This is a genomic window from Streptomyces sp. SPB074, from assembly GCF_000154905.1.
Classification (GTDB): Bacteria; Actinomycetota; Actinomycetes; order Streptomycetales; family Streptomycetaceae; genus Streptomyces.
Genome location: NZ_GG770539.1, coordinates 3,328,131 through 3,349,415 on the forward strand (window position 1 = coordinate 3,328,131; position 21,285 = coordinate 3,349,415).

General features: G+C 68.2%; 15 protein-coding genes. 8 read left to right on the forward strand and 7 right to left on the reverse strand.

All coding sequences use genetic code 11. The annotated features are described in order from the left end of the window. Nucleotides 1–68 precede the first annotated feature (68 nt). Entirely contained in the window at nucleotides 69–569 is a 501-nt protein-coding gene (locus tag SSBG_RS13745; protein WP_008746724.1) for an AAA family ATPase, read from the forward strand. Here the strand turns inward: SSBG_RS13745 and SSBG_RS13750 are convergent. Genes SSBG_RS13750 through SSBG_RS13765 form a run of 4 tightly spaced genes read right to left on the reverse strand, consistent with a single transcriptional unit; the run spans nucleotide 527 to nucleotide 4,495 of the window. Beyond that, nucleotides 527–1,414 (reverse strand): glycosyltransferase family 2 protein, encoded by an 888-nt coding sequence (locus SSBG_RS13750; RefSeq protein WP_234010519.1) that lies wholly within the window; start codon nucleotides 1,412–1,414, stop codon nucleotides 527–529. The genes SSBG_RS13745 and SSBG_RS13750 overlap by 43 nt on opposite strands. Continuing rightward, on the reverse strand, nucleotides 1,414–2,643 hold the full coding sequence (locus SSBG_RS13755; protein WP_008746726.1) for a glycosyltransferase: 1,230 nt from the start codon (nucleotides 2,641–2,643) through the stop codon (nucleotides 1,414–1,416). Before SSBG_RS13755 ends, SSBG_RS13750 begins: the two co-directional genes overlap by 1 nt. Beyond that, nucleotides 2,640–3,344 (reverse strand): hypothetical protein, encoded by a 705-nt coding sequence (locus SSBG_RS13760; protein ID WP_008746727.1) that lies wholly within the window; start codon nucleotides 3,342–3,344, stop codon nucleotides 2,640–2,642. The genes SSBG_RS13755 and SSBG_RS13760 overlap by 4 nt, the downstream gene beginning before the upstream one ends. Continuing rightward, entirely contained in the window at nucleotides 3,341–4,495 is a 1,155-nt protein-coding gene (locus tag SSBG_RS13765; RefSeq protein ID WP_037869712.1) for a glycosyltransferase family 4 protein, read from the reverse strand. The genes SSBG_RS13760 and SSBG_RS13765 overlap by 4 nt, the downstream gene beginning before the upstream one ends. 143 nt (nucleotides 4,496–4,638) lie before the next feature. On the opposite strand from SSBG_RS13765, the gene SSBG_RS13770 reads away from it, so the two are divergent. From SSBG_RS13770 to SSBG_RS13795, 6 genes are all read left to right on the forward strand, one after another. Further along, the gene (locus SSBG_RS13770) at nucleotides 4,639–5,610 is read left to right on the forward strand and encodes a helix-turn-helix domain-containing protein (protein ID WP_037869713.1); all 972 of its coding nucleotides are present in this window, start codon (nucleotides 4,639–4,641) and stop codon (nucleotides 5,608–5,610) included. Beyond that, on the forward strand, nucleotides 5,607–6,176 hold the full coding sequence (locus tag SSBG_RS13775) for a peptide deformylase (RefSeq protein WP_199781367.1): 570 nt from the start codon (nucleotides 5,607–5,609) through the stop codon (nucleotides 6,174–6,176). Before SSBG_RS13770 ends, SSBG_RS13775 begins: the two co-directional genes overlap by 4 nt. Nucleotides 6,177–6,326: 150 nt before the next feature. Next, nucleotides 6,327–7,553 (forward strand): helix-turn-helix domain-containing protein, encoded by a 1,227-nt coding sequence (locus tag SSBG_RS31150; RefSeq protein WP_037869714.1) that lies wholly within the window; start codon nucleotides 6,327–6,329, stop codon nucleotides 7,551–7,553. Nucleotides 7,554–7,612: 59 nt separating this feature from the next. After that, entirely contained in the window at nucleotides 7,613–8,866 is a 1,254-nt protein-coding gene (locus SSBG_RS13785) for a hypothetical protein (RefSeq protein ID WP_050776768.1), read from the forward strand. Continuing rightward, nucleotides 8,863–12,165 (forward strand): hypothetical protein, encoded by a 3,303-nt coding sequence (locus SSBG_RS13790; protein ID WP_037869715.1) that lies wholly within the window; start codon nucleotides 8,863–8,865, stop codon nucleotides 12,163–12,165. Before SSBG_RS13785 ends, SSBG_RS13790 begins: the two co-directional genes overlap by 4 nt. 170 nt (nucleotides 12,166–12,335) lie before the next feature. Further along, nucleotides 12,336–15,242 carry an RNaseH domain-containing protein gene (locus tag SSBG_RS13795; protein ID WP_234010521.1) on the forward strand — a complete coding sequence of 969 codons (2,907 nt, stop codon included), beginning with the start codon at nucleotides 12,336–12,338 and terminating at the stop codon, nucleotides 15,240–15,242. 241 nt (nucleotides 15,243–15,483) lie between these two features. On the opposite strand, the gene SSBG_RS13800 is transcribed toward SSBG_RS13795, so the two are convergent. Then, the gene (locus SSBG_RS13800; RefSeq protein WP_008746733.1) at nucleotides 15,484–16,452 is read right to left on the reverse strand and encodes a hypothetical protein; all 969 of its coding nucleotides are present in this window, start codon (nucleotides 16,450–16,452) and stop codon (nucleotides 15,484–15,486) included. Between the two features lie 115 nt (nucleotides 16,453–16,567). After that, nucleotides 16,568–18,199 carry an Eco57I restriction-modification methylase domain-containing protein gene (locus tag SSBG_RS13805; RefSeq protein ID WP_008746734.1) on the reverse strand — a complete coding sequence of 544 codons (1,632 nt, stop codon included), beginning with the start codon at nucleotides 18,197–18,199 and terminating at the stop codon, nucleotides 16,568–16,570. Nucleotides 18,200–18,289: 90 nt separating this feature from the next. Between SSBG_RS13805 and SSBG_RS13810 the strand changes: the two genes are divergently transcribed. Further along, nucleotides 18,290–19,549: a phospholipase D family protein gene (locus SSBG_RS13810; protein ID WP_078491297.1), complete on the forward strand. Its 1,260-nt coding sequence runs from the start codon at nucleotides 18,290–18,292 to the stop codon at nucleotides 19,547–19,549. 89 nt (nucleotides 19,550–19,638) lie between these two features. On the opposite strand, the gene SSBG_RS13815 is transcribed toward SSBG_RS13810, so the two are convergent. Continuing rightward, a partial coding sequence (locus tag SSBG_RS13815) for an ATP-binding SpoIIE family protein phosphatase (RefSeq protein WP_106429338.1) occupies nucleotides 19,639–21,285 on the reverse strand: 1,647 nt, incomplete at its 5' end.

The following is a 21,285-nucleotide window of genomic DNA, read 5'->3' on the forward strand; positions in this document are numbered from 1 at the left end:
GCGGTTCCTGAGTAGGCCGTGGTGGCAGACTTGCTGGTGACCATGGGTGGTGGTGAAGGGAGTTCCCGGTGACCGAGAGTGCTCCGGTGGTGTTCCTGCTGGTGGGGATCACCGGTTCGGGGAAGACGACCTACGCCCGGCGGGAGCTGGAGCCGCAGGGGGCGGTACGGCTGTCGGTGGACGAGGTCGTCCACGAGCGGCACGGCCGGTACGGCGTCGACTATCCCGAGAACACCTACTTCGAGAAGGAGGCCCCGGTCGTCGCCGAACTGCATTCCCGGCTGGTCGAGTTGGTCTCCGAGGGCCGGGACGTGGTGTGGGACCACGGGCTGTGGCCGCGCAAAGACCGCGACACGATGAAGGAACTGGTGGAGTCGGCCGGCGGTCGGTGGCGCCTGCTGTACTTCCCGGTCGAGCGGGACGAACTGCTGCGCAGGCTGGCCGAGCGCAACCAGCGGGGGGACGCGAACGCGCTGATCGTGACCCCCGAGGCGCTGGACGACTTCTTCGCCCGCTTCGAGGCGCCTCACGGCGAGGGCGAGGAGATCGTGGAGCCGGGCCGGCTCTGACGGGGCGGTCGCCAGGCGGTGGCGATCCGGGCGGCTTCGGTGGCCCAGCCGTGGGGCATCCGCTCCAGGGTGACGTGGCGGAAGCCGAGGCGCGGGTCGGAGACATCGATGCGCCTGTTGTGGCGGTCGACGTGCTCCAGCAGGCGGCCGGCCTCGTCCCGGACGGCGGGGCTCTGCTCGCTCCATGCGCCGGAGGCGAAGCGGTCGACACGGCGGCGGAGGTCGTCCAGAACACCGGAGCGCCACTTAAAGTGGTGGACGCAGGCGAGGGCCTGCGAGTCGGGCTTGCGGCCGGGTGCGCGGTGGTTGCCGGAGGCGACGGTGACGTCCGAGAGGGCGAGGACGATCTTGCGAGGGTCGCCCTGCAGGAGACGGTGGGTGAGGTGGCCGCCGAGCGGAAAGGTCCTGTCAAGCCCGCTCTCGGGCCGCCAGAGCGCGAGTCTGCCGTCCGCGCTGACTCGGTCGAGCATCAGGCCGCCCACCACTGCCCGGCCGTTCTCCTCGGCCTCCGCCGCCACGTCGTTGAGCGCGGCCGGGTAGGTCTGGAACTCGTCGGAGTCGGCGAGCAGGTGCCAGCCGGGGCCTGCCTGCTCGCGCAGAGCGTCGCGCAGTTCGGTGTTGGTGTGCTCGTGCCACGGCCCGGTGCTGACCAGGCTTGTGGGTAGGCCGAGTTCCCAGGCGGTGTCCAGCAGTTGGCGACGCCAGGCGTCCGGGACGTGCTCGGCGAAGTGGAAGGCGAGGTGGAAGCGCTCGACGCCGAGGCGACGGTAGTGGGCGGTCCAGGCGGTCAGCAGAGCCGGTTCGACCGCGCCGATCACGGCGACCAGGGCGGGGGCGGCGGGCATCATCGGTGCTCCTTGATCAGCTCGGTGTAGGTGTCGATGAAATAGGCGGCCTGCTCGGTTGCCGACGGCATGTCCACTGCCGTGGGGGCCTTCAGTCCCGGCCGCTCCGGCGGCCCGTCCGCCAGAGCGTCGAGCGCGGCGGCAAGGGCACACGGGTCGCCGGCCGGGACCACCCGCGCCCAGGGCTGCCCGGCCAGCCGTTCGGTCAGGTCCGGGTCGTGGTCGGAGACGATCAGCGGGACACGGAGCCGGGCGGCGTCCATGACCAGGCCGGACTCCTTGCCCGTACCGGGACACCGGGCCACTACGGCGGCGTCGGCGGCGGCGTAGACCAGCCGGAGTACGTCCTCGCCGACCGGGCCGGGCACGGTATGCACCCGTACGCGGGGCAGGCGGTGCCACCGTTCGAGTACCGCGTCGTCCAGCGGAGTGCCGCAGACAAGGACGTGCAGCGGCTCAGTGAGACGGGCCAGGGCCGCGTCGATGGTGGCGATGTCCTTGTAGGGCCACCAGCCGCCGATCAGGCTGACCGCTGCTGCCGAGGTGGAGATGGTGAAGGCGGCGCGGGCTCCGTCGCGTTCGGCGGCGGTGAGGGGCTGGCCGTCGTCGACCGCGAACGCCCTTACCCGCCCTGGGAGGTGGGGGAAGACCGGGGAGAGCCGGTCGCGGACGGCGGTGGTCGGGTATAGGGCGATCACGCGCTTCTCGCTCCGCCGGGCGAGCCGACCGAGCAGCCGGACCGGCGCGTCTTCGGTGGTAGCCAGCTCGTGCACGAACCGCAGGTGCGGGGTGCCACCGAGCAGAGCGGCCATGCCGTGCAGGGCTTCGCTCGCGCTGAGGATCACCACGGCCGTCGGCTGATAAGCGAGGCGGCGTGCGGTACGCAGGCATCCGGCTTCGGTGAGGCAGCGCGCGACCAGGGTGATTTGGTGCGGCAGCCGGCGGAGCGGCAACGGCCAGCGCCGTGAGCGGAAGGCGCGCTTGCCGACGGTTGAAAGGCGTTCCGCCGCGCGGGCTGCGGCCAGCAGAGTCTTCGCCGCCGGGCCCACCGGCCGCGTGGCGACGCGGGCGCCGGACCGCAGCAGCGGTCCGGGTCCGTCTGCGACCCCCCGCGGGGCGATGACCACGGCACCTGGGCGGGCAGCGGCGAGCGCCGTCAGCGTGCGCTGGTGGTGCCCGCCGCCGAGGTGCGCCAGCGGCTCGATCAGGACCAGTGGGCCCGTACTCATCCGGCGACCGCCTGCTCGCCGTGCAGCGCGACGAAGTGCCGGTGCAGCGTGGGCGGGTCGTTGAGCGCCTCGAAGCGCTCGGGGTCACGGGCCGCAGTACGAGCGAAGTCGATTCCGTCGCGGGCCCCGGCTGCCGCGTAGTCGGCGAAGTCGCCGTCCTTGCCGGCCGTCCACGCCTCGATGCGTTCCTGGGCGGAGGAGTCGGTCATGCCGTACTCGCTGCCGCGCGCGAGCATCGCGCACTCCCGGAAGCCCGCCTTCCAGGCGTGGAACGGGGTCTGGTTGAAGAGGGTGACCCCGGCGGTGTCCGGGCTGAACTCGACCCGGCCGGGCAACGCCGCCAGCACGTCGACAGCCTGGCCCATCTCCCGCAGTGCGCTGGTGCGGATCAGCTTGAGACCGCCGTAGCCGTAGGTGAGGCCGTTGACCGGGTTCACGGCCTGCCAGACCCGCATCGACACGCCCGCTGCCAGCGGCTCCACCGCCCCGGCGGGGAAGGCGGGGTCGATGGCGAAGTCGCCGTCGGCGAGGAAGAACTGCTCGGTGTCGGCGAGTTCGGCGGTGAGCCGGTAGGCGCGGCGCATCCCGCGCACCCCGTGCAGGCGCTTGACGGTTCCGCCCAGCACGCGGGCCAGGCGAGTGTGCAGGGAGTCGGCCAGCGGCTCGTCGTAGGAAAGCAGGACCGCGTCGAAGCCGGTCACTTGATCGCTTCCAGGTAGCGGGCGGCCACCGCATCGGGCGTCAGGTCACTGGTGGAGGCGTGCGCGCGCTTGGCGTGCACCAGGTAGAACTCCGGGTCGGTGGCGAGGCGTTCGGCGATGCGGACGGCCTGGTCGTCGGTGTCGAACACCAGCTCCGGGTCGAGGTGCTCGGCCAGCCAGCCGATGCGAGGGCCGATCACGGGCAGGCCCATCGCCTGGCAGTCGATGACCGACATGGACCAGGGGCAGCCGGGCCGGAACGGTGCGATGCCGAAGTCGGCGCCGGCCAGCAGGTTGCGGTAACGGATGCGGTCTCCGCGGTCGGAGGCGATGGCGACGCCGTCCACGGACGCCAGCTCCTCCAGGTTCCGCTCGGGGCTCGGGTCCAGCCGGACCCGCTTGGCGCTACGGGTGCCGAACAGGTCCATCACGGTGAGCCGCACCGGGGCCTCGGCGACGAGGTGGCGGGCGAGCCGGGTGAAGCGGTCGGTGCCGTAGTGGGCGTACAGACGGTGGTTGTAGATGCCGACAGCTCGGCCGTCCGGCGGGGTGATCTCGGCGGGGTCGCGGACCAGGCGCACGTCCCTGGGCGCGGGGACCACATGCAACTTGTCGCTGATCTCGATGCCGGTGCGGGTGGCGGCAGCGACGGTCCACGAGGCGGCGGTGCCGGAGTGGACGAGGACGCGGTCGCAGGCCGCGAGACCGGCGGCGAAGGCCAGCAGCACGCTGCGGCCCAGCCCACCGTCGTCCATCGCGGGGTCCGGCACCAACTGGCCGGTGTCGGTGAAGGAGAACGGCAGGTAGTGGCAGTAACCGGCGATCCTCGCGTCCACTCCGGCTTCCAGGAGCGCGGCACGGATCGCGGGGGCGGCCTCGATCTGGTTGGCCACGACCACGTCGGGCTGCTGCTGGCGGAACAGCCGGACCATGGCGCCGACGCTCGGGTCGAAGCGGGCCCGGTACTTGGTCGACGGCGACGTGGTCCGCACGAAGTCCACGCGGCCGTCACCGGCCGGGAGGGGAGCGGCCACGGTGACCTCGACCCCGGCGTCGGCCAGAGCCGGGGTGAGCATGTCGGCGAAGGTGTAGCCGGAATCGGCAGTGAGCCGACTGGAGTTGGAGACGTTGAGCAGGTACAGCAGGCGCATCGCTTGAGCCTTCCTTCTCTCGGCCCGGGTGGAGACCCGGGCTGGCAGAAGAAGGAAACCGGCGACCAGGAGCGTGACAGAATGATGAATCGAGATCACTCACGGTTCATTCATCTCATCCAGCAGCCGGGGCGGGGGCCTTGATGGACGAGCGCGACGACAGCCCGACCGTCGAACAAGCCGCCGAGGCGTTCGCAGCGGAGCTCGCGTACTGGCGCGAGGTGCGCGGTCTGTCCAAGCGGGGGCTCGCCCTCAAGATGGGCTTCGACCCGTCGTACGTGAGCCACGTGGAATCCGGCCGGCACAAGCCGACCGGGGACTTCGCGCGTCGCGCGGAGGAGACCCTCAACGCGGGCAAGGCCCTCTGGAAGCGCTGGCTGGACTACGAGGCCGCCAAGAACCGAACGGCCCCGGCGGCGGCTCCACCCGCCCCGCGCCGCCCCGAGCAGCCTTACGCGACGGGCTCAGCGATCATCGTGGCGCACGACGGCGCCCGCCTGGACTTCGACGGCACCCACTACCGGCTGACGATGCGCCGACTGTTGCGGAACACTGGCAGCGAGCCGATCACCCGCTACCTGATCCGGATCAGCGTCGACCGCTACCCCCGTGAGCCCGAGCGTTCCAACGCCCATTACCGCGAACACCCGCTGACCTGGGACGAACTCGCACTGACCGCGACGTGCCACGGCGAGACGATGAAGTGGCAGACGAAGCACGACCGCGACGCGTTCAAGGAAGTGTGGCTGCTGTTCGAGAACGAGCAGGGCCGCTTCCCGCTCTACCCGGGCGAGGAGGTCTGGATCGAGTACGCCTACTCGGTCGGCGAGGAGAAGTGGGGCCGCTGGTTCCAGCGCGCGGTCCGCCTGCCCACCGAGCACCTCGAAGTCGAACTCGCCTTCCCCGTCGGCCTCGACCCAGCCGTATGGGGCACGGAGACGTCCATGACGGCCGAGGCGGCGCCGCTGCGGACCGCTCCGATCCGGCGCGAGGAGGACGGGGTACGCGTCTTCTCCTGGAGCACGTCCACGCCAGACCTCCACGCCCGGTACCGTCTGGAATGGCGGTTCCGGGCTCGACCCGAACGCGACACGAATCACGGAGAGTTCAGGTGATCCAGGTGCGGCCCAGCGAGCGAATGCGTGACCTCGGCGTCGTCCAAGAGGGCGCACCCGTCCTCGCCGAGCGCGCCCGAGAGTTCGACCTGCCCAGCGAGCGCGAGGTCGCCGAGGAGGTCGTCGAGAAACTGTTCACCGCGATGGAGCGCATCGGCCAGGTCCACCCCTTCGCCAAGGGCATGGGCCTCGCGGCACCACAGATCGGGATCGGAAGGGCCGCCGCCCTCGTCCAGCCCGCTGCCGCGGATGCTCCGGCGATCGTCCTGCTGAACCCGCGGATCACCGACCGCTCCGAGGAGACGGACGAGCAGTTCGAGGGCTGCCTGTCCTTCTTCGACGTACGCGGCTTGGCCCCTCGGCCGCTGTGGATCACCGTGGTGGCCGGCACCCTGGACGGCCAGGTGATCACCACGACGTACGAACGCGGACTCGCCCGCCTGATCCACCACGAGATCGATCACCTCGACGGCCTCCTCTACACCGCACGTATGGCCGCCGACAGTGAGCCCATCCCTGTCGAGCAGTACCGGCAGAGCGGCCAGGCATGGTCCTACCAGCGGTGAGGACAAGCGCAGCTCACGCTGTCCGCCGAGATGACGCTCTTACCTCTCAGGTTGTCTCGGCGTTGCCGTGGAAGTCTTCGCGGACTCGCTCGGCGTTGTTCCACTGGATGGTGGTTGCTCCGGCCCGTCGACTGCGTTTTGCTGGGAGGTATGGCACAGTCCCTCACTCCTCACGCTCTGAGACAGCAGCGTGAGTTCCGAAGTATGAGCGTGAAGGAGCTGGCCGAAGCCACTGGCGTCTCACCTGCATCCGTACGCCGCTGGGAGGCCGGAACGCAAGCGGTAAGCGATCGCGCTTTCGGGCGCCTGTTGAAGGTGCTGCGCTGCGATGCGCAAGACCTGACTGCGAGCGAACGGGGAACCGAGACTCTGCAGGATCTGCGTCATCGGGCGGGTATGAGTACCGCCGAGGTCGCTTCGCTGCTTCGCCGTAAACGAGCATCGCAAGGTCTGCACATCAGCGCTGAGAAGATACGTGACCTTGAGCGTGGCCGCCCGGTGCGCGGGCGGACTTGGCTGTCGCCCGAAACCCAAGGCCGAGTGGCACGGATGCTGGCCCAGGTCTACGGAATCCCTGACCGCGTAGTCATTGATGCCTGGCGCCGCACGCGCCCTAACGACGCGGCCCCCGCGCTTCCAGCTCGTCGACCTCGCAACGCGTCCGAGAGCGCATTGACAACCTGGCGTGAGCTCAACGAGCGGCAGCGCAGCTACCTGGCGTGCATCTTCCATCAGGATCAGGAAGCAGAAGAGGAACAGCGCCAGAGCCGCTATGCAGGGGAGGCCCAACCGCCCGCTGCAGCGTGGCGACGACTGACCTTGGCACTCAGTGCGCCAGCCGACCTTGTCGGCTTCACCCGCATCCAGGAGCGGCTCCGGGAGGCCGGCATTCACGATCCGGGGACGGGATCCTCCGTGAGCGCACTGGACAGGCGGGGCCTGATCATCGTTTACCGGGATCGCCTGTACGTCGATGGACTGGGGGATGTTCCGCGTACGCGCGTAGAGATGACTCGGCACGGCAGAACGGTCGCGCGCGCAGCGCTCGGGGTTACTCCCGCTCCAGCACCGCCTGCAGCGCTACTCTCGCGGTGGCTGTGGAAGATCGTGGTTCGTGTCGCGCGGGCAGGGACGCAAGGCGTGGACGGCAGCCTCGCTGGGCGAGGACCGCACTACCTTGCCGTGGGTCAGAGCCCCGACGGGCGCACGCCCAGCCGCGGCTTCATCGTTCTGCGTCTCCCTGACGGAGCGGACCACGGACCCTACCGCTGGTTCCTCACCGATTCCGGCCGATGCCATATCAAGGACCACATCGATACCTACCGGTCCTTGTATCCAACCGTCGACGTTGATTCGATCGCAAATACGTTCACCTGATCACCCGACGGAGTGACACCGAGGCCCATTGTCAGTGGGGTGTCGTAGCCTCCCCACCGATGACTCGACACGGAGACACGACCACGGTCCAGCAGACCCATGTCCTGCTGGAAATCGTCAAGGCATTCGCGGTGTGTGAACACGCGGTGGCTGCCGGGGAGCTGACCGGTCCCCGGCGTCTGGACCGCCTCATGGAAGCCCACGGGATTCTGATGGCGGCATGTGGTCCCGAACACCACATCGCCTTCGACGAATTGATGGGCAGACTCACCGGTGAACGGGCGGGGTCCCTCGAGAGGTTGCTGCCCGAGTGGATCAACGCTGAGGAACTCGCCGGCGTACGGCTCTTGGAGAGCGACGGCGTCGCAACCGAGGACGGCTTCGATTTCCGGCACGAGGCGCAACGTGTCATGCGCGCCGCGGAGAAGGTCGGGAAGTTCAGCGGCCAGGTCACCAAGCCCAAGCTGGATGACGAGTACAGCCAAGAATCCATCTTCAGCGCGATCAAGGGCCCCTTCTACGAGAGGCACCGCAGGACGCTGGTCGAGAACCCGACCGTCCCAAGGAAGGATCTGGCTACCCTCAGCCTGCCTTCCCGGGCGAACGACTTCTACCGCCCCATCGCTCAATACGCGCAGTACAGCGGCTGGTGGTGGCCCTGTCCGGCCTGTCAGTGGCCGATGAAGGTGACGACAGACCGATCCACCGGGCGTATCCGCGGCCAAGTACGCTGCCTGTACCCCTGGCACGATGAGACGGGCGCGTCATACGAGTTCGTCGTGACCACTCGCCGGAAAACGGCTCCCGAGCTGCACCCGACATTCGAGTGCCGAGTGCCTTCGGGTCGCTTCGCCCCGCTGTGGACCGGTGCCGTTCCGCTAATGCCGGAGGCCCGAGCGGTGGAGGAAACGGTCGTGCTGGTGCGGCCCGTATGGCGATACACCGTGGTACCCGGACTTCCCGAGCTGGCCCTGCATCGGGCAGTCTCGGCCAGCCTCGAGGGCACACCCTGGACGTCGCACCTGTGGCCCAACGGGGATCAGTGCGACCTGTGGATGACCCATGCCGACAACGATGAACCCCAGTTCATGGCCGACTTCAAGGACTACACCTGGTCCAACCATCTGGTCAGCAAACTCGACCTGGACGGCGGCGACCGAGGCGGCGCCGAGTATTTGGTGGTGCCTGACCATCGCAGGGAGCAAGTGGACCAGCTCAATGCGGTGTGCCGCAGACACGGGATGAAAGCGGCGATGACCGCGACGGAATACCTGGAGATGGTCATCAACCACGCCAAGGGGGGCCAGGCATGAGCGGCGACATGACGGGCACGGAGGCCGGCCTCGCCGGAGCACTTGCGCTGGCCGCCCACTACTTCCCACGCAAGGACGACGAGGGGCATGTTCTGGCTGGCTTCGAGGAAGCCACGTTCTTCGCGCACCGAAAGCCGCAAGCCTGGTCCGAGTGGGCGAACCTGCCCACTACTGAGCGAAACCTCATCCGTCAGGTTATGACCCTGATGGCTCAGGACTGGACGGATCCGAAGAAGCTCCGGACCTCGGTGCTCGCCATGCTCGGAGTCCTGTCATCAGAGCCGGACATCGCCGATCGCTCCGGAGGTTCGCTGCGTTTGCCACCTGGAGATCCACACCGTGCGGACGCAGCGATCCCGCGTATGGGAGGTGACTTTCTCGGCTACGTGCAACGCGTCACCGGCCCCTTCTTCACCTTCGGCAAGCGCCCCAAGGCCCAGGCATTCGCCGGCCCGGGAAAGCTGAAGACGAGGACTGCCTACCTGGGCCCGGAGCACGGCACGACCAGCAGGGAGATCGTCATCCCGGCCACGCCCGACTTTCGGGAAGCACCCGGGCATGAGTTCCTGCCTCAGGTGCACACTCGGCCGCCGCGTGACCGGGTCGCACCGACCGTGGAGCAGCTGTTGGAGGTCGCCAAGACCCTCAGCGGGCAGGACAAGAGCGTCCGCTACCTGCACAAGGTGCTCAAGCGGTTCTTCAAGAGCATGAAGACGACGACGGGCGCGCTGACCGAACTCGACCTGACTGCTGGCGATCTGCAGCTGCTCAACGCTCCCACGGGAAGCGGCAAGACCGTCCTGGTGAGGGTTCTGGCCTCATGGGCTGCTCTGAACGACCGGCGCATCGCTCTCGGCGTCACAGACGTCCGGGCCACCTTGGAGATGGCCTGGGACATCAATAACGACCTGGCCTATCTCCACAAGATCAAGCGGCTCATCGAGCCCACTCACTGCACGCCGTTGATGTCCCCGTCAAGCATGCACCGGCGCGCCATGGACTATGCAGCCCTGGGCACCTCCACCCAGATCGACGAGTGGGACCGTCGCGCCAGGACGGACATCGGCCTTCTGTCGACCGGATGCGCGCAGCGGGCGCTCATGGACCCGCCCACCCTGTACCCCTACGGGGAAGAGAACTGCACCTCGCTGACCTCTGAGGCCACTGGCTCCAACCGGCTGACCTGCCCGTTCGCACCGACGTGCGGCAAGTTTCAGCAGTTCTACCGGGCCACCAACGCGGCCGTCATCGTCACCAACCACGCAAACCTGCTCGAAGGACGCACTCGAATCGGTGTCGTGCTGGACGGGCAGGAGTTCCGCGGTCAGGCGCGCGGCACCCGGGGCATGAGCGTCCTGGAGATGACCCTGCGCGCCTGCGATGCCCTGGTGATCGACGAGATCGACGCCTTCCAGACAGCAGCGATCAGCCGCTGCACTTCGGAAATCACCCTCGCCTCCCGGAAGAGGACGACCGCACTGCGGGAGATCGACTCCGACGCGAAGAACCTTCCTGTTGTCCACGAGATGGGGCTCGTCTCACCGGTCAGCCATGCCCGCCTCATGGCCGAGATGCTGCTGCTGTGGCTCTGCTCCGGACGTGGGCTGAAGCTGAATCCCGGCAACGAAATGGACGGCCCCGACGGCGCCGGCCGCGACAACACCGGCTGGCGTCTGGCCCACTCACGGGACCGCGAGATCCTCCAGATCCTCTTCCCCGAAGCGACTGCGGCCGAGGACATCCCGCCCGAGCTGTTCGCCTTCCTCAACGAAATCATGCCCGCCCGCTGGTACGGCTCTGAGCCGGACGAGGAAGAGTTCGACCTCCCCGAAGGCGCGGACTGGGACGCCGTTCAGACCGCCCTGATGACGCTCACAGCGCAGCGCGGCCAGGACCATCTCACGGACACCCGCGACGAGATGCGCAAGCTTCTCCTCGGGCTCGTGCCCGACGCGCACCGGCAGGCTGCTGTGATCAACCTGCTGGTCACCCGGACGGTGCTGCGCGAACTCGATGGCGCACTCGACGAACTGCGCGCGCAGGCACAGACCCTGCGTTACCTGGACCTGGGGTCGGTCCGCAAGATCCTTGAGACCATGCGCAGCAGCACGGTCGCCACCCTGTACCCCTTGGCGATGCTGGGCCGCTCCATCCACGGCTACCAGGTTAAGGGCATGGACAACAAGGAGAAGGAGGCCGAGCTCCTGTCCCGGTCGTTCGGAGGCGATCCGCATACGTTCGTTTCCGAACTCGGCGGCCTGACATCGCTTTTGACCGCCGGCGTGCAGCGTCCCGTCATGGGGCTGTCGGCCACTGCCTACCTGCCGCAGGCCGTGCAAGAGCACATCCACGCCCCGGTGCGATGGTGGCTGCCCGATACGCGCCCCGAATCCATCGTCGCTCTCGCAACCCCTGTACGCAGTGGCGCCGGCGACGCGATGCGTATCGGTGGTCTGCCACCGGAACTGAAACCCAACGCCCTGCGAGATCTCGGGCGGGGTCTTTACGAGCAGCAGCTCGCCCGACGCCTGGCTTACCTGGAGAAACGGGAGCCGGAGCGAGCCCGTGCCATTCTCACGGTCAACTCTTACGAGCAGGCCGCCCACCTCGCTTCCGGAGTGGCGCAAGCCGACGGTCTTAACCACCGGGTCTGCCTGCTCGTGAAGAAGGCAGAGAAGCAGAACTACGAGGAGCACCTGCCTCCTCATGTGGACAGGATGGTCCGCGAGGAACTGAAGGACTTCCCCGAACGCGGGGAAATCCTGATCGCCCCCCTCGCTGTCATCGGACGAGGTCTGAACATCGTCGTGGGCACACGCTCCGCTGTCCGCGACATCTACCTCTGTGTCCGGCCCGTCCTCAGCATCGAGGACACCGACTGGCTGCACGCGAGCGTCAACGCCGCCGGCGTCAACACCCTCCCCGTCGGCGGCAGCGACACCCCGCTGGCCGACTTGCGCAGAGCCGGGGAAGCATCCTGGAAGCAACTCTCCAAGATCCTCCGCTCCCCGGCCCGGTTCTCCAACATGGACCACGACCTGCGCAAAGAACTCGTCGCAGGAATGCTCGTCTTGCTCATCCAGCTCGCCGGCCGAGCCCGCCGCGGCGAAACCGACATGACCCTGCACATCGTGGACCACGCCATCCACGACCAGAAGTTCAGCTCCGACCTGGCCACGATCATCAAGCAGATCTATGCCGACTGGAACCCCGAGCAGCGGGCAATCATGAACGAGCTCTACGGTCAAGCACTTCAGGCATTCCTCACCTACGCAGGACTCGATCGCGAGATGCTCTGAACGAGCTACATCTGCCCCCGCCCTCCCTTGGTGCAGGCGGGGGCTTTTCTCCCTGCCAGGGAGAAAAGCCGAGAGAAGAGGTAAGACCGTCCATGGGGCGTCGCAGCACGCAGCGGGATCTCACCGCACACACCACATCGATCAAGTGCACCCCACAGCTCCTGGACGGCATGACCGCCCTGGTCTGGGGCTTCGGTGACTACCACTCGCCGACGCGCAGAGCCTGGCGTGACCTGGGCAGCACGGCCAACCGCAACAGCAAGCGGATCGCAGGCGTACAGGACTCCGACCCCTTCCTGATTCCGTACTCCATCGCGGTCACCGTCCTCCAGCAGATCACTGACGGGTATGTGTACCTGGACAGAGACCTGGCGTTCATGGTGACGCTCAGCCCCGTCGAACCCGCCGTCCTCAAGAATGTCTTCACCTACCTGGAAGGGATCGTCCGCAAGATCCCTCTCGACGAGATCCCGTTCATGGACGAGCCCGCCTTGGCGAAACTCGTGGCCGACGTCACCCCGCAGTCGCTCAGCCTCGCCGAGAACATCCTCGCCAAAAAAGACGACAGGCCGGCCAGCCCTGAAAGCTGGGCCTATCAGGCGGTGAAGTGGCACATCGCGAAGAAGCTGGCCGCTAAACCGCTCTTGGACACGGAAGTGGAACCGGTCCGCGAGCCGTACGAGACGAAGGACGGCGAGACGAAGGAACGCATCGTCGACTGGCGGCCGTCCACCAACACCGCGGCCGTGTATTACCGACCCGACAGCGACGGCGACCTGCTCGCATGGGACCACCCCATCGGCCCGCTGTTCGCCTCCCTGGCCCATCCTGTCAATCTCAGTGAGGCTGCCACCGCCCGTCCCAAGGACCCCACGCGGACGCAAGTCCAGTACGCAATGTCCCGCGTGTCGGTGAAAATGGCCACCTACACTGCCGAGCCCAACCCCGTCCTGAACCTGAACGCACACATCCGCCGCGTCAACAACACCGTGGTCCACGCGCGCACTGCCTTGCTTGATCAAGGGACGCAGCGCCCACTGCTTTCCCTCTCTCTGGACGGGTGGGGCCTGCGCCAGGCGAACAAACACGCGCTGGAGATCCTGGCTAAACTCGACGCCGACCGGACAGCGCTCACAGCCTTGGAAGAGCGCGTTGCCGACGAACGCCACCGCCTGAACCTGAGGGACGAAGACGGTAAGAGGGTAGACATCCTCACGCCCGCGCCGGGCACCATCCGGCCGACCATGCCCAAAACGGACTCCTTCGCTGTCGGTACCGGCGCCGGCATCTACCAGCTCTCTCTTCTCCAGGACCAGATCCGGCGCGCCTTCGGCGACACCGTCTCTCTGCTCGAGCTGAAGTCGAAGGGGAACGTGTTCGGCAAGCGGCTCCACGAACCCGCCACCTCGGCGCAGGGGAAGGAGAAGAAGAAGCGAAAGAGCGACGGGGATTACATCGACCTCATCGGTAATCCCTCGCCCGATAGCATCCGGCGGTCCATCGAAGCAGCCGGCTACACCAAGCTCCGGATCCTGTGCCTCTGGTACCGAGACGAGACCCTTACGCGCATGATCCATGGCCTCGCCCACCCCTACAGCCTCGATCCGAAACACATCGACCCCAACCCCAACGGAAGGGACACCACGCCTCTCGCGGAGGGCATCGAGGCAGTCTTCTGCAACGCCGAGGCTCTGCTGAAGCACGGTCCTGGAAAGGAGAGGGCCTCGGACGCCGAGGCCCTCATCAGCCAGTTCGCGGAACCGGGCGTGCTCCTCGCGGCCTGGTGCGAGACGGAGCTCCCCGTCCGCGGGGAGGAGCATGAAGGCATGAAGCCCGCCGAGGTGAAGTCCGCCCTCGCCGAGAATGACGCCAAACACCAGGTAGTACGGGAGCTCGCAAAGGCCAGAGTGCCGTCTCAGTTCTTGGTCGGCCGCACCTTCGACCCGTTCACCAAGTCGTTCAGTACCGTCAAGAGGCCCGCTGCGGCGTTCGAAGACCACCGCGTCTACATGGGCCAGCTGGACTTGTACCGATCGTGCGGCGTGATCGACGATCGATTCGAGCGTGCTCTCTACCCTGAAGACGACCCCTATCCGTTGCCTCGCATGGCCTTCGTGGGCATCCATATCCGCAAGCAGGCCACCGATCGCAAGTACAAGGGACAGCCCAAGAGGATCATCACCGCCACCGCGGTGATCCCGTCCCGCAATGCCGGCGAGACCTGGCGCATGCTCGGTTGGAGCAACATCCACCCGCAGTGGGAGCACTATGCGCGGGCGCAGAGCAATTTCCACGCCTCCAACTACCCTCTGCACACGCAGGACGGCCAAGGCGAAATGCAGCGTTGGGCACAGGCCGGCGAGGACGTCCGTACCGCCCTCCAAGAGCTCAGCGACGAGCTCGATGGGCTCCCGTACGCCCTGATGATCGACGGCCATGCCAGCCGCCGCGTATGGCCGGGCCTGCATAACAACAAGCAGGGCCTCCCCCCGGACCCGAACGACCCGCGCCTGTGGCTTCCGGGGAGCGGCCTGCCCGCTTCCTGGAACCCCGTCAGCATCATCCGCATGAATTGCGCGCAGGCCGAGATGCCGCGACTCGTATCCGTCACCGAGAAGCTGAAGAACGGCACCACCAAGCCGCTTAAGACCTCCAGCGACCTCTACTACCCTGAAGAGCGACCCGAGGGGCATCCGTGGTTCCTGTTCACCGAGCCCCGCAACTACGGTAAGAAGCGCCACGGACAGTGGAAGACCCGCTGGCGCGCGGACCCGGGCAAGGCGTCAAAGAACGCTGACGAGCGCAAGGAGAACGAGCTCAACTCCCCCTGGTACAGCATGACCACGCGCGAAATCACTCCGATGCACACACGCTACGGGTACGAGCGCGAGGCCCTCGCCGTCGCCGCAGCCCGACTCAGCCACCAGGCACTCTCGTGGTCCGACCGGACCCGCTACCCCGCGCCACTTCACGCCGCGCTGCAGATGGACCTTGGCCATCCCCAGTTCCGGCGTTCCGAGCCAAAGGACCAAGCGAGCCTCGACATCCTCAAGGAAGCCTGCGGCACCGACGCATAATCCGGCGTCGGCCCAGCCGTCGAGTCCGTGATCACGAATGCCATGCCGAATTGGAACTGCTCCATGGAAGCTGACAGAAGCGGTGCAAGCGCTTCAAGGACCGGATCCCCACCGGCCTGATGAGCCCCCGAGGGCTCCTAGATGATCACGGAAGGCCGGGGCTGGCGGGTCTCAGTTCTGGTCTCATTCGCCGCCGTCCGGCCCCGTCCGGACAGGGCCACCCCGAACGTTCCGCCGCAGGTCAGGACGCCCATGACCCCCGTCGGACCCCCGTACGAACATTTGGAAAGCGTGTTGGGGGCAACCCCTCACGAGTTCGAATCTCGTATCCTCCGCCATTGCTCTCACCGGGCAATACGTCGAAGGGTCCCACCGGGAACGGTGGGGCCCTTTGGCGTTGGGGGGTGGCGTGGTCGTGGTGGAGGGCTGTCCCCGTGGAGTGCTGAAGGCGGTGCTTGGGGACGGCGTAGGACCGTGCTTCGCCGGGGTGGGTCAGAAGGCGGGGGGTGTGCGTAGGGGGATCAGGGCTGCGGGGGGGGGTGTGGTGGGCGGCGAAGGACCAGCCTGGCATTCCGGCCCAGGCGATCGACAGTCTCAGGTAGGCGACCAGGGTGATGCCGGGGCGGCCGGCCACGCCGTGAAGGACCGGGTCGGCCACGTACGCGCTCATGTCGATGTCGTGCGTGGCACCGCTGATGTTGGCTTTGTGCAACTCGTCGGGTGCGAAGTCGAAGAAAAAGTCCTCCTCGCCGTCCTCGGCGGCGTCCCGGTGGGCGTTCCAGCTCTCGCGCAGGTACCGCGCGGTCGGGAGCACCAGCGGGTCGGGGAGGACCGGAGCGGCGCTGTACTGGTTTCCCGTCGCGTAGCACTCGTTCAGCGCGGCGCAGTCCCCGGCGAACCACGCGCCGCCCACCTGCCGGAGGCAGGCGTCCAGGGCCGGGGGTACGGGGCCGGTTTCGGCGCGAAGAGCGTCGAGTTCCCGCAGGTCCTCGGCGGTGACCGGCTCGCGGACGGGCATGACCGGCACGAGCCCGAGGCCGGTCAGCCGCTCCGCGAGGCGGTCCACGTGGGCTGCCACCCGCCGCATCGTCGCGAACGCCACTTCCCGGCAGTCCTCGTCGGGCGCGTCCGGGACCGTGCCGAGGCGGCGCAGGTCGGCCCAGACGCCGTCATGGTCTCCACTCGCGTACCGCCGCGTGAAAGAAGTCACCGAGGCACCCTGTCCAACGTCAGGGGCCGTGGACAAGCCCCGGCTGCCCGGGTTCTCACGTGGCGGGGGCGGGGGGGTCTGCCGGCCGGGGCCGTTGCACGGCGGTCGGCTTTTCTCAGCCGTAGAACTTCGTGTGCGTGCGTTGCAGCCGACGGTCCATCAGCGTGTGCCGGGCGTCGCTCAGGACGCCCATCGTTCGCGTGTCGAGTTCGGGGATGAGCCGGGTGAGCATCTTGTCCGTGGCCTCGATCAGGGCCTCCGGGTCGTCGTGCGTCCGGGAGATTTTGTCGAGCTCCGGCAGTTCCGCGGCGGCCCCCGGGACGACGGGGACGCGCAGGGTGCTGACCTCGCTGGGGACGAGCTCCAGGACTCCGCCCCCGAAACTCCTTCCCTCGATCTCGGCGGACAGCATCGTGAGGGAGTTGTGGAACGCGGCGGTGAAGTCGTCCGCCGCGATCGGCGCGCCTGCCAGGATCTTTCCCTTGTAGATCGTGTCGGTCGTCACGACCTTCGCGTGGTTGGAGATGACACGCGGGTAGCGGTTGGACCGCTTGGACAGCAGCAGATCCCCGGCGGGCACGACGGGGACCCGGTACCAGGGCTCGCGCACGCGGCACTTGAAGCGTTGCGGGATCTTGAGGCGAACGCCTTCGTCGAGGTACTGCCGCGCCGGTCCGTGAGCCTCGGGGGAGGAAGTGGTCGCCGCGAAACTGAGCAGCCACGCGGGCCGGCCCGCGTCGGCCAGGTCCCGTTGTTCTTCACTGGTGAAAATCAGCCCCTCCGCGTGGCGGGCCCGCGGCAGGAGGGGGATCGCCCACTCCTCCAGGCCGTAGTCCTCAAGGAGGGCCGAGTCGACGCAGAAGTAGCCGTTCGCACCCGTCACCGTCGACACACTGAACCGTGCGACGTCACCGAGCCGCCCCACTGCGGGGATCGACTGAACGGCGGCCAGGGCGTCGTTCTGCTCCGGGGGCAGCAGATAGCTGGTCCACGTGCCCGACGCCGTCGCCACCCGGTGGGACCAGGAGCGGACGGAGCCGTTGTGGTCGTGGAACCGGACGACCGAGCCGGAGTCGGCGCCCTTCGACAGCCGGCCGCTCAGGATGAGGACTTCCTGCAATACGGTGGGAAACGATCCCGGCTCGAAAAGGTCGATCGTGAGATCGGTCGCGTGGGCGAGGAGCCAGTTGCGGACGGCGTTCGCGGAGATTCCGGTCAGGAATTCGGTCGGGAGAATGACGGAGAAGACGCCGCCGTCACGCAGTTTCGACAAGGACAGGAGAAAGACGGGAATCCAGAGGTTCGACACGGAACTGCCTGTCGCGCCGAGCCCGGAACTGATCTCCTTCGCGCGTTGCTTGTCCTCGTCCGAGATGAACTGGAAGCGCACGTAGGGAGGGTTCGCCAGCACCCAGTCGAATTCCGGGGCGCGCCCCTGCGACCATTCCAGGACGTTCTCGTTGGCCACGTGCCCCCGCACGTCCATCGACCGCAGGACATCGGCCGCTTTGGCGGCCTCCTCCGCGAAGATCTCGACGGCTTCGACCCGCTCGACACAGGCGGCGACATCGCTTCGCCGGATTCCGCGGAGGAAGGCGCCGTCCCCGGCGGACGGCTCCAGCACGCTGAGACCCGACCGGCCTTCGAGCAGTTCGGCGGACCGGCGGATGCAGAGCTCGACAAGAACATCGGGCGAGTAGAAGCCCCCGCGCAGCTTGTCGTCACTGACTTCGTCCCGAGTCCGCATCGAACCAACTTTCGCTTCAGTTACTGAAGGCGTCACCCTACCCCACCGGTGGGACGTCGGTCGGTAACCGGTTGTGCCACCCTGACGGCCATGAAAATGCGCTTTGCCGGACAGCCCTTCGCCGATCAGCCCAACCTGGTCGACTTCATCGAACACGCGCGGGACGGCGGCTTCGACGAGCTGAGGATCGCGGTGGCCTGGGCCAAGCGCTCGGGCCTCGGTCGCGTCTGGGACGCCCTCGGCGAGTTCCGGGGCCAGGGCGGCAAGGTGCTCCTGATACTCGGGGTCAGCGAAGGCGGGGCCACGAAGGAGGGCCTGGAACTCGCCCTCGGGATCGCCGACGAGGGATACGTCTTTCACGACCCGCGGCGGACCTTTCACCCCAAGGTCTACTTCGCCTCCTCGCCCGGCCCGCGCTCCCTGTTCGTCGGTTCGAGCAACCTGACGGCCGGCGGTCTCGGCTGGAACTACGAGGCCTCGACGTGGGTGGACTGGGACGCCGGCGAGGGCGAGGACGTGACGAGCGAGGTGTCGCGGTGGTTCGACGGCCTCATCGCCGAGACCACGTCGTGCAGTCCTCTCACGACGGACCTCATCGCGAACCTGGAGAAGAGCGCCGACATCGTCATCGGCTCCGAGTCCGGGGCGCGAAGGGTGCGGAGGAAAAAGACGCCGGACACACCGGAGGACAACGACAGCGCGATCGCGGCCACGATCAACGGCCTGTTCAAGCCGGTGCCGGCCGGGCTCAGAAAGCTTCCGGGCCTCAGCTCCCACATCGCGCCGCTGACCCCCGCCGCCGAGCCGGTGGCTCCGAAGAAGTCCGGAGCCGCGCCGTCGGCCGGACCGGGCGCGCCCGTCGCCGTCCCGCACCCCGCACCGGCCGGGCCCGCTCCCTTTCCCACGGCGAACGTGCAGCGTCGCTGGTTCAAGCGTCTCGACAACACGGCGGCACAACAGACGAAGTCCGCGGGGAGCAATCCGACGGGCAATCTCCGGCTGAGCCAGGAAGACGCCTCGATGGACCACAAGCGCTACTTCCGGGAGGACTTCTTCGGTGGTCTGCCGTGGACACCGACGGAGGGCAAGGACACGGAGCAGGAGGTCGTCGTCGCCTTCCGCACCTGGATCGACGGGACGGACCACGGCGTTCAGGAACTCAGGATCAGCCACGACCCCAAAAGAATCTCCGGGCAGGGAAACGTGCCCACGGTCCTCCACTGGGGCGTGCTGTCCACGACGATGCGCTCGACGAATTACGTCGGCCTGTACATCAGCCTGGAGCGCACGACCGACAGCGAGTACCACCTGGTGATCTCGCCCGAAGCCCGGGGGGAGTACAAGGTGTGACAGCCGCCCATGCCGCGGTGCCGGTGCCGGTACCGCCGTGCGGGGCGGGGATCGCCGGGGGGGCCTGCGGGGAGGCCGGGCTTCGCGGGTCACCAGCCCTTGAGGAGTTCTTCTTCCGATTTCTCCGCCGCCCCGGTGTCCTCCTCGGACTCGTCCAGTTCGAACCAGACCGTCTTGCCCTCGGGTTCGGGGCGGACACCCCAGGTGGAGGCGAGGAGGTCGAGGAGGATGAGGCCGCGGCCGGAGGAGGCGAGTTCGCCGGGGGCCTGCCGGTGGGGGAGTTCGTCGCCCTGGTCGGTGACCTCGACGCGGAGGTGCCGGGCGCCGGGGTGGCCGAGGAGGCGGGCGCCGAGGGCGGCGGACTGGTCGGTGTGGACGAGGACGTTGCCGAGGAGTTCGGAGGTGAGCAGGACCGCCGTGTCCACCTGGTCCTGACGGGACCAGTCGTGGAGGAGGAGGCGCAGTTCCTCGCGGGCCTCGGCGAGGCCCTCGGGGCGGTCCTGGCGCAGCGTGAGGAGGAGGCGGCGTTCGGGGACCGCGCCCGCGCCGTCCTCGGGGTGGGAGTCGCGGCGGAGCAGGAGGAGGGCGATGTCGTCGCCGCCGTGCGCGGGGGCGGTCTCCGGGTCGGGGGGCTCGACGGTGTCCAGGAGGCGGTCCGCCATGCCTTCCAGGTCGTCCGGGTCGGCCTCGGTGAGCGCGTCGCGCAGCCGGGCCCAGCCGGTGAACATGTCGTCGCCGCCGTTCTCGATGAGCCCGTCCGTGCAGAGCATCAGGATCTCGCCCGGGTCGAGTTCGACCAGGTCGACGGGGTAGTCGTTGGCACCCCCGAGCAGGCCCAGCGGGAGCCCGCCGCGTACGTGCTTGATCAGGCACGTACCGTCCGGCAGGCGCAGGACGGGGTGGGGGTGGCCCGCGCGGGCGAGCATCAGGACGCCCGTGGCGGGGTCGGCCTCCACGTACAGGCAGGTCGCGAAGCGGTCCTCGTCCAGGGCGGCGAGGAAGCGCGAGGTGCGGGCGAGGATCGCGTCGGGGCCGTGGCCCTCGGCCGCGTAGGCGTGCACGGCCGTGCGCAGTTGCGACATGAGGCCCGCCGCGTGCACGTCGTGGCCCTGCACGTCGCCGACGACGCAGGCGATCTTGCCGCCGGGGAGCTGGATCACGTCGTACCAGTCGCCGCCGACCATGAGGCCGCCGCCGGTCGGCACGTAGCGGTTCGCGACGGTCAGGCCCTTGCGGACGCCGTCGGCCGCCGCGCCCATGCTGGAGCGCAGTCCGCGCGAGAGGGCGAGTTCGGCGGAGCCGGTGCGGGAGCGTTCGAGGGCGCTGGCGAGGAGGGCGGCGGCGGTGCGGAGCAGGGCGCGGTCCGCGCCGCTGAACGTGCGCGGGGCGCCGAAGGCGGCGAGCCAGACGCCCTGGACCTTGCCGCCGGTCACGAGCGGGAGGTACGCCCACGCCTCGCGACCGCGCCGGGAGGTGAGGTGCCACATCGCCGGGTAGCGGCGCTCGTACTCGGCGGGGGATTCGAGCCAGACGGCGCGGCCGGTGTGCGCGACCTCGGTCGCGGGGTGGCGGGTGCTGAGCGGCATACGGAACTGGCCGCCCTCGGTGTTGCCGGGGGCGCGGTAGCCGGACTGGCCCTCGGCGAGGAGGAAGTTCTCGCCGACGCCGAAGACGACCTGGCCGTTGAGGTCGAAGCCCTGTTCGTCGCGGAGGCGGGCGGTGACGCGCAGGGCCTC